At 62.9% G+C, this 14,604-nt stretch carries 14 protein-coding genes; 12 read left to right on the top strand and 2 right to left on the bottom strand.

Going from position 1 to position 14,604, the window contains the following annotated elements:
• Positions 1–29 precede the first annotated feature (29 nt).
• From mshC to CGLAUT_RS06230, 8 genes are all read left to right on the top strand, one after another.
• Entirely contained in the window at positions 30–1,265 is a 1,236-nt protein-coding gene (mshC, locus tag CGLAUT_RS06265) for a cysteine--1-D-myo-inosityl 2-amino-2-deoxy-alpha-D-glucopyranoside ligase (RefSeq protein ID WP_290184070.1), read from the top strand.
• Positions 1,266–1,274: 9 nt separating this feature from the next.
• Entirely contained in the window at positions 1,275–1,679 is a 405-nt protein-coding gene (locus CGLAUT_RS06260) for a hypothetical protein (protein ID WP_290184068.1), read from the top strand.
• Positions 1,672–2,343 (top strand): HAD family hydrolase, encoded by a 672-nt coding sequence (locus tag CGLAUT_RS06255; protein ID WP_343898659.1) that lies wholly within the window; start codon positions 1,672–1,674, stop codon positions 2,341–2,343. The genes CGLAUT_RS06260 and CGLAUT_RS06255 overlap by 8 nt, the downstream gene beginning before the upstream one ends.
• 24 nt (positions 2,344–2,367) lie before the next feature.
• A complete protein-coding gene (locus tag CGLAUT_RS06250; protein WP_290184066.1) occupies positions 2,368–2,631 on the top strand; it encodes a phosphoribosyl-ATP diphosphatase in 264 nt (87 codons plus the stop codon).
• A 36-nt stretch (positions 2,632–2,667) separates the two neighbouring features.
• Positions 2,668–3,516 (top strand): ATP phosphoribosyltransferase, encoded by an 849-nt coding sequence (hisG, locus tag CGLAUT_RS06245; protein ID WP_290184064.1) that lies wholly within the window; start codon positions 2,668–2,670, stop codon positions 3,514–3,516.
• An 8-nt stretch (positions 3,517–3,524) separates the two neighbouring features.
• Positions 3,525–4,949, top strand: coding sequence for an aspartate ammonia-lyase (gene aspA / locus CGLAUT_RS06240; RefSeq protein ID WP_290184062.1), 1,425 nt, complete (start codon positions 3,525–3,527; stop codon positions 4,947–4,949).
• A 140-nt stretch (positions 4,950–5,089) separates the two neighbouring features.
• A complete protein-coding gene (locus CGLAUT_RS06235; RefSeq protein ID WP_290184060.1) occupies positions 5,090–6,400 on the top strand; it encodes an anaerobic C4-dicarboxylate transporter in 1,311 nt (436 codons plus the stop codon).
• Between the two features lie 5 nt (positions 6,401–6,405).
• Positions 6,406–8,091 (top strand): formate--tetrahydrofolate ligase, encoded by a 1,686-nt coding sequence (locus CGLAUT_RS06230; RefSeq protein ID WP_290184058.1) that lies wholly within the window; start codon positions 6,406–6,408, stop codon positions 8,089–8,091.
• On the opposite strand, the gene CGLAUT_RS06225 is transcribed toward CGLAUT_RS06230, so the two are convergent.
• Entirely contained in the window at positions 8,088–8,924 is an 837-nt protein-coding gene (locus tag CGLAUT_RS06225; RefSeq protein WP_290184056.1) for a RecB family exonuclease, read from the bottom strand. The genes CGLAUT_RS06230 and CGLAUT_RS06225 overlap by 4 nt on opposite strands.
• Positions 8,925–8,956: 32 nt before the next feature.
• Here CGLAUT_RS06225 and CGLAUT_RS06220 point away from each other — a divergent pair, with 32 nt between their 5' ends.
• The 4 genes from CGLAUT_RS06220 (at position 8,957) to CGLAUT_RS06205 (ending at position 13,669) form a co-directional block, all read left to right on the top strand.
• On the top strand, positions 8,957–10,165 hold the full coding sequence (locus CGLAUT_RS06220; protein ID WP_290184054.1) for a M18 family aminopeptidase: 1,209 nt from the start codon (positions 8,957–8,959) through the stop codon (positions 10,163–10,165).
• 32 nt (positions 10,166–10,197) lie between these two features.
• A complete protein-coding gene (locus CGLAUT_RS06215) occupies positions 10,198–11,031 on the top strand; it encodes a tRNA (adenine-N1)-methyltransferase (RefSeq protein ID WP_290184052.1) in 834 nt (277 codons plus the stop codon).
• A 23-nt stretch (positions 11,032–11,054) separates the two neighbouring features.
• Positions 11,055–12,593 (top strand): proteasome ATPase, encoded by a 1,539-nt coding sequence (arc, locus tag CGLAUT_RS06210; protein WP_290184050.1) that lies wholly within the window; start codon positions 11,055–11,057, stop codon positions 12,591–12,593.
• A 104-nt stretch (positions 12,594–12,697) separates the two neighbouring features.
• The gene (locus CGLAUT_RS06205) at positions 12,698–13,669 is read left to right on the top strand and encodes a bile acid:sodium symporter family protein (RefSeq protein ID WP_290184048.1); all 972 of its coding nucleotides are present in this window, start codon (positions 12,698–12,700) and stop codon (positions 13,667–13,669) included.
• Here the strand turns inward: CGLAUT_RS06205 and CGLAUT_RS06200 are convergent.
• Positions 13,666–14,586 carry an NAD(P)/FAD-dependent oxidoreductase gene (locus CGLAUT_RS06200; RefSeq protein WP_290184046.1) on the bottom strand — a complete coding sequence of 307 codons (921 nt, stop codon included), beginning with the start codon at positions 14,584–14,586 and terminating at the stop codon, positions 13,666–13,668. The genes CGLAUT_RS06205 and CGLAUT_RS06200 overlap by 4 nt on opposite strands.
• Positions 14,587–14,604 lie beyond the last annotated feature (18 nt).

Below are 14,604 nucleotides of genomic sequence, written 5' to 3'. Positions count from 1 at the left end.
ATGTCGCAGTCGCGAGTAGTCTGGTGCGCATGCATGCTTGGCCGACTCCGTCCGTACCCGCCGTCGCCGGCGATCCAGTCCCGTTGCAGCTACACGACACCGCTGATCAACGCGTCAAACCCGTCGATGTCACTCCGGACTCGAACGGTGAAGTGGGCATGTATGTCTGCGGCATCACCCCGTACGACTCAACCCACCTCGGCCACGCAGCTACCTACTTAACTTTCGACCTGGTTTATCGGCAGCTTCTCGCCAACGGTCATCAGGTGCGGTACGTACAAAACGTCACCGACGTGGACGACCCGCTGTTCGAGCGCGCGGAGCGCGATGGCGTCGACTGGCGCGAACTCGGCAACAGCCAGATCGACCTCTTCCGCAGCGACATGGAAGAGCTCAGTGTCATCCCGCCGCGGGACTACATCGGCGCCATGGAGGCCATCGATGAAGTCATCACGATGGTGCAGCGCCTCCTTGACAACGGCGCCGCGTATGAGCTCACCGACCCGGAGTCTGGCGTGACCGATATTTACGCTCCCATCGATGCCACAACGCAGTTCGGCTACGAATCCAACCTGGATCGCGCCACCATGGAGGCATATTTTGCAGAGCGTGGTGGCGATCCGGAACGGCCCGGCAAGCACGACCCGCTCGACGCGTTGCTGTGGCGTGGCCACCGCGACGGCGAACCAGCATGGGAGTCTCCGTTCGGCGCCGGACGGCCGGGTTGGCACATCGAATGCTCGGCAATTGCGACGAACCGCCTCGGCGCGCAGTTTGCTATCCAGGGCGGCGGCTCCGACCTCGCTTTCCCACACCACGAGTTCTCCGCGGCACATGCCGAAGCGGCTTACGGCACCCCGCGCATGGCGGGCCACTACGTGCACGCCGGCATGATTGCGCTCGACGGTGTCAAGATGTCGAAGTCGCTGGGCAACCTCGTTTTCGTGCACAAGCTCACCGAGGCGGGCCACAACCCGTCCGCGATCCGTCTCGCGGTGTTCGCCGGGCACTACCGCGAGGACCGGGATTTCTCCCAGGACATCCTCGACGACGCCGAGCGCCGACTCGAGCTTTGGCGTACGAACCTCTCACAGGAGGTGGAGGAAGAGCGGGTGCAAGGGGTCGTCGATAAGCTTCGTGAGGCTCTTGCGAACGATCTGAACACTCCTGCTGCCCTGAAGCTTCTCGACGAAGCCCCGGGCGACCATGACAGCAAGCTTGCTGCGGCAATCGAGGGTCTGCTCGGCGTGCGTGTTGGCGCATAATCCGCGAAGATGAACGCTATGACCGCTCCGGAGATGTCCATCCGCGCACAGTTCCAGGATGATGTAGACGAATTCATCGATGACCTGCGCACTTTTGCCACGGGTTCCTACCTCAACGACGATGACAAAGAGCTGTGGGACGAGCCCTTCGATCCGGAGGCATTGCCGGAGCTCAAGGCCCTGATCGAGATGTACCTCGACGCGCTCGATCTACTCGGCGACGACCCGGAAGGCCGGCAGCTCGCGCAGGCGACTAAGCCGTTCTACGAGAACCTGAACGACTTCAACACCAAATACGCCAACGCGGTGCTGGAGCCGGAGGAGAAGGCCGACATTGAGTCGCTGGTGTTCCGCGCGGCCGCAGCGACCGGAGCGACCGACGAGGCGCTGCAGGAGCTGCCCGAAATTGAGTAGTGCGCCCGCCGCAGTGTTTTGGGACATGGACGGCACCCTCATCGACACCGAACCCCTCTGGGGCATCGCCACCTACGAACTCGGCGAGCTCCTCGGCCGTCCGCTGACCGCCGAGGTGCGCGAGCGGACCGTCGGAGTCAACTTCGACACCACCTTGCGGATAGTCGCGGAGTGGGCGGGGCATTCGCTTGTCGACGGCGATGTCGAACGCTACAAGGCATGGATGTACGCCCGGATGCGGGAGCTGCTTTCCGAGGGCGTAGAGGTCAACCCTGGAGTCGGGGAGTTGCTTGTAGCGCTGAAGCAGCGTGGCACCCCGATGCTGGTGTGCACCAACACTGAACGCGAGTTGGCGGATGCCTGCATCGACGTGGTTGGGCGGGAGTTCTTCGTGGACACAATCACCGCAGATGAGGTGGCGCGTGCGAAACCGCACGCGGAGATGTACCTGGAGGCGGCCCGCCGGGTGGGCGTAGACCCCGCGGATTGCCTGGTTGTTGAGGATTCTTGGAGCGGAATGAGCGCTGGAGCCGCCGCCGGGTGTGTCGTGCTCGGCCTGGCAACTGAGGTGCCGGAAGGTGTTACCGTGTTTGACCCAGCGCAGTTTGTTGGAGCGGATGCGAGCGACGTCGATGCGTGGTTTACGCAAGCAGCGTCTGTCTGAGGACGTGGGTTAGACTTTCTCACCGTGAAAACCTTCGACGAGCTCTTCGCTGAACTGTCCGCCAAGGCCGCTGAACGCCCGTCCGGCTCGGGGACGGTGGAGGCGCTGGATAACGGCGAGCATTTCATTGGCAAGAAGATCATCGAGGAAGCCGGGGAAGTTTGGATCGCCGCCGAGTACCAGTCGGATGCTGAGCTCGCCGAGGAGATGAGCCAGCTTCTGTACTGGACCCAGGTGATGATGCTCAAGCGCGGACTCACCCCGGACGACGTGTACAAGTACCTCTAAACCGCATTCGCACCTGCACCGAAGGAAACCTAGGCCATGATCAAGATCGCTGTCCCGAACAAAGGTGCTCTCTCCGAACACGCCCTCGGTGTGCTGAAGGAGGCGGGATACAAGGGCCGTGGCATGACGAAGGCGCTCAACGTTGTCGATGAAGACAACGGCGTCGAGTTCTTCTTCCTGCGTCCAAAAGACATTGCGATCTACGTCGCGCAGGGCCACCTTGATTTGGGCATCACCGGTCGCGACCTGGCTGCGGATTCCCGTGCCGATGTCGATGAGGTGCTCCAGTTGGGTTTCGGCGCCTCGACTTTTCGCTTCGCCGCACCGCAAGGTGAAACGTGGACCGTGGACGCACTCGAGGGCAAGCGGATCGCTACCTCGTATCCGCACCTGGTGGAGGACTACCTCGCAGAGCGCGGTATCGCCCCGGGTGCGGTGATCCGCCTTGACGGTGCGGTCGAGATCTCGATCAAACTCGGCGTGGCCGATGTGATTGCAGATGTGGTTTCCACAGGCGCGACGCTGCGCCAACAGGGCCTGGCCCCGTTTGGGGACCCGATCTTGACCAGCGAGGCTGTCGTCGTGAAGCGGCAGGGCTTTGAGCTGGGCGAGGAACACACCCGCGTGCTCAACCGCATCACCGGTATTTTGACCGCCCACAACTACCTGATGATTGACTACAACGTCAGCCGCGATCACCTTGATCGGGCCGCTGCGCTCACCCCTGGCATCACCGGACCGACGGTGTCCCCGTTGTCACGCGACGGCTGGGTCGCAGTGCGTGCGATGGTGCGGAAATCGCATGCCAACCAGGTCATGGACCAGCTTGCAGAGATCGGAGCGGAGGGCATTCTAGCCACCGAGCTGCGCATTGCCCGCCTATAGTGGCGGGCATGAACCAACGCATTGAAGAAGACCTGCTCGGCACCATGGAAGTGCCGGGGGACGTGTACTACGGCATCCACACGCTGCGCGCGGTGGACAATTTCCAGATTTCTCGCACCACCATCAATGAATTCCCGGAGTTCATCCGCGGCATGGTGCAGGTGAAGAAAGCCACCGCAATTGCCAATCGCCGTCTGCACACCCTGCCGAAAGATAAGGCTGAGGCGATCGTCGCTGCGTGCGACAAGATTCTTGACGAGGGCTACTGCATGGACCAGTGGCCCTCCGATGTATTCCAGGGCGGCGCCGGCACCTCGGTGAACATGAACACCAACGAGGTTGTAGCGAACGTGGCGCTGGAGCTCATGGGGCACGACAAGGGTTCTTACGACGTGATCAACCCGAATGACGATGTCAATATGTCCCAGTCCACCAACGACGCGTACCCGACCGGGTTCCGCCTCGGCGTGTACTACGCGGTGCAGAGCCTGATCGAGGAGTTCGACCACCTGCAAAAGGCGTTTCGCGCCAAGGGCGACGAGTTCGCCGACATCTTGAAGATGGGCCGCACCCAGCTCCAGGACGCGGTCCCGATGACCCTGGGGCAGGAGTTTTCCGCTTTCGGTGCCAACTTGGCTGAGGAGCAGCGCACTCTGTGCAACTCAGCCGAGTCTCTGCTCGAGGTCAACCTGGGCGCGACCGCGATCGGCACCGGCATCAACACCCCGACCGGCTACCGCGATCAGGTCGTCGCGGCCCTGCGCGAGGTCACAGGTCTGGACATCCAGGCATCGCCGGATCTGATCGAGGCCACCTCCGATACCGGCGCCTATGTAATGATGCACTCCGCGATCAAGCGCGCCGCGATGAAGCTCTCCAAGACCTGTAACGACCTCCGTTTACTCTCCTCCGGTCCGCGCGCGGGCCTGAACGAGATCAACTTGCCCGAGCGCCAGGCCGGCTCCTCGATCATGCCGGCAAAGGTCAATCCGGTGATCCCTGAGGTGGTCAACCAGGTTTGCTTCAAGGTGTTCGGCAACGATGTCACGGTCTCCATGGCCGCTGAGGCCGGTCAGCTCCAGCTCAACGTGATGGAGCCAGTGATTGCGCAGTCCCTGTTCGAATCGATCCGCCTGCTCACCAACGCTGCCCACACCCTGCGCGAGAAGTGCGTCACCGGCATCACCGCGAACAAGGAGATCTGCGAGTCCTACGTCACCCGCTCGATCGGCATCATCACTTACCTCAACCCCGTGATCGGCCACCATGCCGGCGACGTCATCGGCCGCGAAGCAGCGGAGACCGGCCGCAGCGTGTACGACCTGGTGCTGGAGAAGGAGCTCATGACCCAAGATGAGCTGGATAAGGCACTGAGCAAAGAAAACCTTATGCACCCGGAGTACCGCGGCAAGCTCTACATCGACGAGGATTAACCCACGGGGTTAGCCCACGGGGTTAGCCCACGCACCGCGCGGGGCAGGTAGTACACATCACAGTGTTTTACACCACTTAGGTACTACCTTCAGGCAGATAATAGGGGTATCTGAACACTTGTATTGAAGGATCCCAAAAAGTGCTCCTCCTCGTGCGGCTCATTATTCTTTTCGGTGCCATCGTCCTCGGTGCGCGCATGGGCTCCGTAGCTATCGGCTTCGCCGGTGGTCTCGGAGTCCTTTTGCTTGGTCTGACCGGCGTCCCAGTCAGCGCAGACGCCATCCCGTTCGACGTAATCGGCATCATTATGTGCGTCATCGCCGCCATTGCGGCGATGCAGCTCGCCGGAGGTATGGACTACCTCGTCCAACTCGCCGAGCGGTTTCTGCGCAGCAATCCGAAGCGCATTACTCTCTACGCGCCGATCGTGACGTGGCTGATGACGGTGCTCGCCGGCACCGGACACACCGCATTCTCCACCCTTCCGGTGATCGTCGAGGTTGCCAAGGAAGGCAAAGTGCGCCCGTCGCGCCCATTGTCGGTCGCGGTCATCGCATCGCAGATGGCCATCGTCGCGTCGCCAATCTCAGCGGCCGTGGTGTTCATGGCATCCATCCTGGAGCCGCTCGGTGTGGGGTATCTGCAGCTGCTCGCGGTCATGCTTCCAGCAACATTCCTCGCAATCTTCCCCACAGCATGGGTGGCAAACAGAATGGGCAAAGAGCTTGACGACGACCTCGTTTACCAGCAGCGCCTCCGGGACGGGCTCGTCGCCCCGCCGAACCGGCGTTCGTCGGCCGTCGTCAAGCCGGGTGCGAAATCTTCCGTGGCGATCTTCCTCACCGCCATTGTGCTTGTGATGGTCTACGCGACGCTCATTTCGGACCAGATCGGTTTAATTCAGGATCCCGCAATTCCGCGGAACGAGGCCATCATGGCTATCATGCTCGCTGCCGCCGCGATCATCCTGCTCACCAGCCGGTCCCAAGCGGCCGAGGTGCTGAACACCCAAGTGTTCAAGTCCGGCATGTCCGCCAGCGTGTGCGTGTTGGGCGTCGCGTGGCTGGGCACGACGTTCATCAACCACTACCTCGAGGACATCCAGGGCATCGCCGGCGGCGTGCTGCAAGCGCAACCGTGGTTGCTCGCTGTCGTGCTGTTCTTCGCGGCATGCCTGTTGTACTCGCAAGCGGCGACCGCAAAGGCGCTCATGCCAGCTGCCCTGGCGATTGGGGTCAGCCCGCTGACCGCAGTGGCCGCCTTCCCGGCAGTATCCGCCCTGTTCGTGCTCCCGACCTATCCGACGTTGCTCGCGGCGGTGGAAATGGACGACACGGGCTCGACACGCATCGGAAAGTACGTCTTTGACCACCCATTCCTCATCCCTGGGGTGATCTGCATCGCGGTCGCTGTAGCCCTCGGGTACGCGATCGGCGCTGCGGTACTCTGAGGCCTATGACAGCCCAGCACACGCAGGAGACCCAGCCCAAGACCGACGTAGAGATCGCGCAGGCCCACGAGCTCAAGCCGATCACCGAGATCGCCGCCCGCGCCGGGGTTGCGGATGAGGCGCTGGTGCCCTACGGCAAGTACATGGCCAAGGTGGATATCACCCAGGTGCCGGATTCGGAACCGGGAAAGCTCGTGCTGGTCACCGGTGTTTCGCCGACTCCCGCAGGCGAGGGGAAATCCACCGTGCTAATCGGGCTCACAGACGCGCTGACACGCCTGGGACAGAAAGCGATGGTGGCGCTCCGGGAACCCTCGCTCGGCCCCGTCATGGGCATCAAGGGTGGAGCCGCTGGCGGTGGCTACTCCCAGGTGGTGCCGATGGAGAGCATTAACCTCCACTTCACCGGCGACTTCCACGCGATCACCAGCGCAAACAATACGCTGGCCGCGATGATTGACAACCACATCCAGCAGGGCAACGAACTGCGCATTGACCCGCGTCGCGTGACCTGGCAGCGCTGCTTGGACGTGAACGATCGCGCGCTGCGCAACGTAGTCACCGGTTTGGGTGGCCCTACCAGCGGTGTGCCTGCCCAAACCGGTTTCACTATTACCGCCGCCTCTGAGATCATGGCGATCCTCGGTCTCGCCAGCGACCTCGGCGACTTGAAGCGCCGCCTCGCGGCAATCACCATCGGGTTGGACTTTGACGGCAACCCCGTCACTTCAGGCCAGCTTCACGCGGAAGGTGCGATGGCCGCGCTGCTCAAGGAAGCGATTAGCCCGAACCTCGTGCAGACTCTGGGCGGAACCCCGGCGTTCATCCACGGCGGCCCGTTCGCCAACATCGCGCACGGCTGCAACACCTTGATCGCCACGCGAACCGCCTTGAGCTACGCCGACATCGTGCTCACCGAGGCCGGCTTCGGCTCAGATCTGGGGGCGGAGAAGTTCTTCGACATCAAGGCCCGGGCCGGTGAGTTGGATGTCGCCGCAGCGGTCATCGTGGTGACGATCCGCTCCATCAAGCACAACGCGGGCGTCGCAAAGGAAGACCTGAAGACTGAGAACCTCGACGCGCTGCGCGACGGCATCGTGAACCTCGAGCGCCACGTCGAAAACGTGCGAAAGTTCGGAGTGGCTCCCATTGTGGCGCTGAACCTCTTCGCAACGGACACCGAGGCAGAGCGCGCGTTCGTCCGCGAATGGGCGGACCTGCTCGGCGTCGCACTCGCGGAGGCCGATGTCTGGGCGCGCGGCGGCGAAGGCGCCGAGGATCTGGCGCAGCTCTTGCTGGACAGCCTCGCCGAGAACACGTCGGCACCGCTCTACGACCCAGCGGACGGAATCGAGAACGCCATTGAAACGATTGCCCGCGAGATCTACCGCGCGGACAACGTGCAGTACTCCGTGAACGCAGAGCGTGACCTGAAGATGCTCAAAGACAACAGCTTCGACAAGCTGCCCGTGTGCATCTCGAAGACGCAGTACTCGTTCTCGGACGACCCAGCGCAGCTGGGCGCACCGGCCGGCCATACCCTGCACGTGCGCAAGCTGATCCCACGCACCGGTGCCGGATTCGTTGTTGCGCTGACCGGCGACGTCATGACCATGCCTGGCCTGCCGAAAACTCCGGCCGCGAACACCATCGACATCGATGACGACGGCAGGATCACCGGCTTGTTTTAATCCGCCTGTTCCGTGGTGTCCTCTGTGGCATCCGCCGCCGAACCGGGCCACCCAGGATACGGCGGGGGAGTGCCACCGAACTCCGGGCACAGCGCCTGGTGCGGGCACCACGGGCACAGGGCTGTCTTTCGCGGGCGGAACCGCCCCTCAACACCGTCGGCGACAATCTTCGCCCAAAGGTCGCCGAGGTCCCGCTCGAAGTACTCCAGCTCCTCGCGCGACGGCGAGATCATCAGCGAATCCATCACGCCCAGATACATCAGCTTGAGCTGGGTTGGAATCACGCCGAACAAGCGCCAGTACACCAGGCCGTAGAACCGCATCTGCGCAAGCGCGCCGTCGGCAAACCGCGCAGATGGCATCTTGCCCGTCTTGTAGTCCACCACGCGGACTTCGCCGCTGGGCGCCACATCCACCCGGTCGATGAACCCGCGCACCGGCACCCCGTTCGGTAACACCGCGTCCACGAACATCTCTTGGGCCTGCGGATCAAACCCAAGCGGTGATTCCATGTGGAAGTAGCCTTTGAGCAGGGCGCGGGCGTCGATAAGCAACTGAAGCTCATCCTCGACTGCCGCGGCGCAATCAGGCTCCTTCTCCTGCATGCGCGCCCACGCCGGCTTGAGCCGCTTGACGGCGGCCGGGTAGGTGCGCTCCTCGCGCGGCCAGTCGAACATCTCCTCCAACACCGCGTGTACGAGCGTGCCGCGAACCTGTTGGATGGTCTTCGGCTCGGGCAGCCGATCGATGGTGCGCAGGCGGTACAGCAGCGGGCATTGCCGGTAGTCACTGGCGCGCGACGGGGAGAGCGCGAGCGGTTTGGGTGTAGTCATCGTTATCACAGGGTATCGCTAGGGTGGGTTGCATGACGCATCTCGCTGAGTTCATTGCTGATTCCCCTAGCGCATATCACGCAGCTGCGAACGTCCGCGACGCGCTCGTTGCTGCCGGGTTCACGGAGGACACCGCAACCACACCGGGCGGGCACGTGATGGTGCGAGGCGGGGCGGTCGTGGCCTGGTGGGTGCCCGAAAACCCGCAGCCACGCTTTCGCATCATCGGATCGCACACCGACTCGCCGGGGCTTGTGGTCAAGCCAAGCATGGACTTCGAGGGAGAAGGTTTCCGCCAGGTCGCTGTCGAGGTCTATGGAGGGGCAGTGGTCGAGACATGGTTCGATCGAGAGCTCACTTTCGCAGGACGCATCTCGCTTGACGACGGCTCGGTGCGCCTGGTTTCCACCGGCCCAGTCGCCCGCGTGCCGCATTTGGCTATTCACCTCTACCGCGGCAACCAGCCGGAGATGAACCGGCAAACGCACCTGCAGCCGGTGCTGGCTGAGGATCGGCCGCTGCGAGAGATCGTGGCGGAAGCCGCGTGTGTGGATGCGCAGCGCATCGTCGCCCACGAGCTGATTTCTGCTGACGCACAACGCCCAGAGGTATTCGGAGACTTAGTGGCGGCGGGGCGGTTGGACAATCTGTCCAGCGTGCACGCCTCGCTCAACGCGATGCTTGCGGCGGTAGACAACGGCCGGGAGTCCGGTGACGTGCTCGTACTCGCCGCGTTCAACCACGAGGAAATTGGCTCCTCGACCACCGAAGGAGCCGGCGGGCCGCTTTTGGAGCGCGTGCTTGCCAAGCTGCTTGCGGAAGTGCCTGGGATGGGCGACCCGCTGGATGTGTACGCGGCGTCGTCAATGATCTCTGCCGACGCGGCGCACGCGGTGCACCCGAACTATGCCCACAAGCACGACCCGACGCATCGTCCGATGATGAACCGCGGCCCGGTGCTGAAAATCAACGCTAACCAGCGTTACGCGTCGAACGCGGAGACGCAGGCGATCTGGCGACGTGCTGCCGACTCTGCGGGTGTGCCCGTGCAGTTTTTTGTTGGCCACAACGAGGTGCCGTGCGGCTCCACGATCGGGCCGATCGCTTCAACGCGGCTGGGCATCCCAACCGTTGATGTCGGCATCCCGCTGCTGTCCATGCACTCGGCGCGGGAGCTGGCCGGTGTTAAGGACCAGCTGTGGTTTGAGCAGGCGCTTACGGCATACTTGAGCGGCGCATAACACCCCGCTCATTGAAAAACCAGAGGAAGTCCATGTATTCAGGCCCGTTTCAGCCCGGCGACAAAGTTCAGCTCACCGACGCCAAGCGCCGGCACTTCACCATTGAGCTGGTGCCGGGCGGGCAGTTTCACTCGCACAAAGGCATTGTTGAGCACGACGACATCATCGGTGCCGACGAGGGGTCCGTGGTGGAGTCGACCCTTGGGGCGGACTACCTGTGCTTCCGCCACCTGCTGGTGGACCACGTCCTGTCGATGCCGCGCGGCGCGGCGGTGATCTACCCGAAGGACGCCGCGCAGATCCTCGTGGAAGGCGACATCTTCATGGGGGCGCGCGTGTTGGAAGCCGGCGCCGGCTCCGGCGCGCTCACCATGTCGCTGCTGCGCGCTGTCGGCCCGGAGGGTCGCGTGTTCTCCTACGAGATCCGCGACGACCACCTCGCGTTCGCGAAAGACAACGTCGCCGATTACTTCGGCTCGCACCCCGAGTGGTGGACGCCGCGTCTCGGTGATTTCGGCGAGATCACCCCCGAGGATCTCGACGGTCCCGTCGACCGCGTGATCTTGGACATGGTCGAGCCGTGGCACTTCATCGACACGGTGAAAGACGTACTCATTCCCGGCGGCGTGTTCATGACCTACGTTGCCACCGTGCCGCAGTTGATGAACATCATGGAGGCCATCCGGGAGGCGAAGTGCTTCACCGAACCTCGCGCCTGGGAAACGCTGCTGCGCGAGTGGAAGGTCGAAGGGCTTGCCACCCGTCCGGAGCACCGCATGAACGCGCACACTGCGTTTCTGGTCTGGACCCGCCGCCTCGCCGACGGGGTGGTGCCGCCGAGGCCGCAGCGCAGGGCTCGTCGTTAAGCTAGGCCGTTAAGCTAGACAGCATGATTGAAGACGATGCTTTCGGGCCCGAACTGCGAGAGCTAAAGCGCGAGAACCGCGCGATGAGCGAGCGCAACACCAAGCTTGCGGAACTGCTCAAGTCGAGCCGCGACAAGCTCAACCTGCTCTACGCCCAGGTTGAGGCGCTCGGTGAGCCCGCCTCGACCTACGGCATCTTCCTCGAGGATTCGCCGCGCGGCATGGAAGCAGAGGTCTTCACCTCCGGACGCAGGATGCGAGTCAAAGTCGCACCGACGGTCGAGCCCACAGCACTCACTCCAGGCACGCTCGTCCGGCTTGGCGACGGCACCGTGATCGTCGAGGCCTGCGGTTACGAATCCACCGGTCAGCTTGCGACGCTGGTGGAAAAGATCGGCGGCAACCGCGCTTTGGTGGCTGATCAGCAGGGCACGGAGCACCTTGTCCACCTGGCCGAACCGCTCAAGGATGCCGCTCGCGCTGGCGACACGGTCTTAATTGATCCGAAGGCCGGTTACGCCTACGAGCGCATTCCCAAGACCGAGGTCAACCAGCTTTCGCTCGAAGAAGTGCCCAACGTGACCTACGCCGACATCGGTGGTCTTTCGAGCCAGATCGAGACGATCAAGGATTCCGTCGAGCTGCCGTTCGCCTACCCGGAGCTCTACCGGCAATACCGCCTCGCACCGCCGAAGGGCCTGCTGCTGTACGGCCCTCCGGGCTGCGGCAAAACCCTGATCGCCAAGGCGGTAGCGAATTCGCTGTCGCAGCGCATCGGTGATGGGGCACAGGCGCGCTTCATCAACGTCAAGGGTCCCGAGCTGCTGAATAAGTTCGTCGGCGAGACGGAGCGCCGCATCCGCCTCATCTTCGAGCGCGCCCGCGAACTCGCCTCCGACGGCCGCCCCGTCATCGTGTTCTTCGACGAGATGGAGTCTATCTTCCGCACCCGCGGCTCCGGTGTCTCAAATGACATGGAGACCACCGTCGTGCCGCAGCTGCTCACCGAGATCGACGGTGTCGAAGACATCGCGAACGTCATCGTGATCGGCGCGACCAACCGTGAAGAGCTCATCGACCCGGCGATACTGCGCCCGGGCCGCCTGGACATCAAGATCCGCGTATCGCGGCCGAACCGCAAGGAGGCAGCGGACATCTTCGCCCGCTACATCACCGCGGACATCCCGCTCGCCGAGTCGCCGGAAGCACTCATCGAGGCAGCGGTCGAGGAGTTGTTCGCCCCTCGCCCGTTCGTGCGCTTGCAGCTTGTCGACGGCACCGTTGAAACGCTTCACTACCACGACTTTGTCTCCGGCGCGATGATCGCCAACGTGGTGGACCGGGCCAAGAAACTGGCAATTAAGGACCAGATTGCGGGTACAAACACAGGTGGCGTCACTGCAGCGCACCTGCGGGAGGCCGTGCGCACTGAGCAGGACGAGAGCGAGGACATGCCGAACACTACGAACCCGGACGAGTGGGCGCGCATCTCCGGCCGCCAAGGCAAGCGCATCGTGGCTGCCGAGGCGCTCGCCGCAGAGGCCCGCACCGCCACGGTCTAAACGGTGAGGGAGGCGTCATCGCGCCCTTCAATGTGACGTAGCGTACAGTGCCCTCTATCCTATGAAACGGAACTCACCGTTCCACGCTTTGGATAGGAAGGCTTATGAGCGCACCCATCGAACCTGAATTCACTTCAGCGAAGGATAGATCCGCCGCCTTTGCTGTCACCGCGTTTCCTATTTTCATCCTTGTCGGCTCGGCCATTGCGTTCTTCGCACCGGGCCCATTCCTTCCGCTCACGCAGTACATCACGTACTTCTTAATGATCATCATGTTCGGAATGGGTCTGACCCTGACGATCCCGGACTTCAAAGAGATCGCGCGCCGCCCGATCCCCGTCCTGATCGGTGTGATTGCCCAGTTCCTCATCATGCCGTTGGCAGCGGTGCTCGTCGCAAAGCTTTTCAACCTCAACCCGATGCTGGCGGTTGGTTTGCTCATGCTCGGCTCGGTGCCGGGCGGCACTTCCTCGAACGTCATCGCATACCTGTCTAAAGGCGACGTAGCGCTCTCCGTCGCTATGACCAGCGTTTCCACCCTGATCGCGCCGATCATGACGCCGATGCTCATGTTGCTGCTCGCCGGTGCCGAGATCCAGGTGGACGCGGCAGGCATGGCGAAATCGCTCGCGCAGACCGTCCTAATCCCGGTCATCGGTGGCATTCTCCTGCGTTACCTTCTCGATGCGTGGATGGAGAAGATCTCGCCCATCCTGCCGTGGATCTCCATCATCGGTATCGGTGGCGTGGTGTTCCCGACGGTGGCCAAGAACAAAGATGCGCTGCTGGAAGTTGGTCTCATCGTGTTCCTCGCAGTGCTCGCGCACAACGTGCTTGGATACGTCTTGGGCTACTACACCTCCAAGCTCTGCGGCCAGCCGGAGAGCTACCGCCGCACGGTGGCCATCGAGGTGGGCACCCAATCCGCGGGTCTGTCGAGCGGCATGGCCGGCAAGTTCTTCGCGCCCGAGGCTGCACTCCCGGGTGCCGTGGCGGCGGTGCTGCACAACATCACGGGTGCGGTCTACGCCTGGCTGGTCAGGCCCTCCAGCCTCTCCACCGCGATGGAGGGCTAGCATTGGTCGAAGAGATGCTGGTCGATGGCGATCGCGACGGCGGCACCCGAGCCGAGCGCTTGAGAGACCTGATCCGGTGAGCTGACAACGTTGCCAACCGCCCACAGTCCAGGCTCTGAGGTTTTGCCTCCGTCAACCTGGACCCAGCCATTTGCAACGGTACAGCCTGCCGTTCGGAGGAGCTCATCGTTCGGCTTGAATTCCGGTCCGGTGAAGCAGGCGTCATAGCGAATCGCCCCGGAGCCTGTGGTGATCTCGACGGCGTGGTCGTCGTCAGTCGCTGGCGACACCTGCACTACGTCATCGACGACGAGAGTTACTCCGTGCTGTTGAAGGCGTTCACGCTGTTCTGGGCTCAGGTTCATCCCGTTTGCGTGCAGCGTGACGCTGGCCGCCCACTTGGTCAGTAGCGTTGCGATCCTGGTGGTGAACCCCGGGTTCTTCCCGCCGACGACACCGAGGTTCGTGCCGTTGACTTCGCACCCGTGGCAGTACGGACAGTGGAAGACACGGGTGCCCCACATCTCGCTCAACCCGGGGACTTCGGGGAGCACATCCGTGATTCCGGTTGCAACGAGCACCTGCGAGGCCGTGGATGCTTCGCCCGACGCAAGCTTCACCGACCATTCACCCGCGGACGTTTGCTCCAGAGCGTCTACGCGACCGTCGATGAGGATCCCACCGTAAGACACGAACTCGGCGTGGCCGCGGGCAAGCAGCGCGGAAGGATTCACTGCGTCGAGACCAATCACGCCATGCATGTGCTCGCTGTTTCGGTTGCGTGGCGCACCCGCATCTACGAGGCACACCTTCCGGTTGGCCCGAGCGAGGTTGATCGCTGCCGCGGTTCCGGCGAATCCGCCTCCGGCGATGGCGACGTCGAAGTGCTGCCTTGCGAAGTTTGTTGTCTCGTCCATATCCGTTCCGTCCTCCGG

This window comes from Corynebacterium glaucum (assembly GCF_030408855.1).
Classification (GTDB): Bacteria; Actinomycetota; Actinomycetes; order Mycobacteriales; family Mycobacteriaceae; genus Corynebacterium; species Corynebacterium glaucum.
The sequence above is the reverse complement of the archived record's forward strand: the minus strand, read 5'-3'. Positions and strand labels throughout refer to the sequence as shown.